Raw genomic sequence first — 518 nt, 5'->3', positions numbered from 1 at the left:
AAGCGCAAACCAGACTGTGCGGGCGTTTCCGCTCACTCGAGCGAAAGGGCAAGCGGCGAACTGTAATCGTCACGGCGATTGCCCGAGAGCTATCCGCCTTCATTTGGGCGATCAATCGCGAGCTCATGCCACCTCAACAAGCGTAACGTCGTTGGGGGCTGTGGACCGCTCGAGTCGTGAGGTGCGCTCGACCGGCCCACAGCCCCCCTCTGTTGCAATCAGAAATCAGGGGGATAGTCGCAGACATCAATCGTGCAGAGGTGAAGGTGGGACCACGGCAGGGGAAATCCTGAAACCCATTATGTGGCCGATCATCCGATCGACGCCCGACGCTAGACCAGGGACAGCCCCAGACGAAAAAACGGAAATGCGGTATCCAACCCGCGCATCAGAGCCTGTTCACCGACGTCTTTGGGTCCCGCCTTCTCCTCTGCACGATCCATCAGCGCAAGAACTTCACGATGAGTCCTCGTGGAGATGAGAAACCGTGCGCTGTATGCTTGACTGGGGACATCAGA

General features: G+C 58.3%; 1 protein-coding gene and 1 pseudogene. One reads left to right on the top strand and one right to left on the bottom strand.

Going from position 1 to position 518, the window contains the following annotated elements; genetic code table 11:
* Window positions 1-146: pseudogene (locus ACFFWD_RS41975) on the top strand (IS110 family transposase); the annotation flags it as partial.
* Window positions 147-332: 186 nt separating this feature from the next.
* Here the strand turns inward: ACFFWD_RS41975 and ACFFWD_RS41970 are convergent.
* Window positions 333-518, bottom strand: a 186-nt coding sequence (locus tag ACFFWD_RS41970; protein WP_376975273.1) for a hypothetical protein, incomplete at its 5' end; no start/stop codon positions are given.

This window comes from Bradyrhizobium erythrophlei, from assembly GCF_042430365.1.
Lineage (GTDB): Bacteria > Pseudomonadota > Alphaproteobacteria > Rhizobiales > Xanthobacteraceae > Bradyrhizobium > Bradyrhizobium erythrophlei.
Note: the sequence above shows the minus strand (reverse complement) of the source record. Positions and strands in the feature narration are given on the sequence as shown.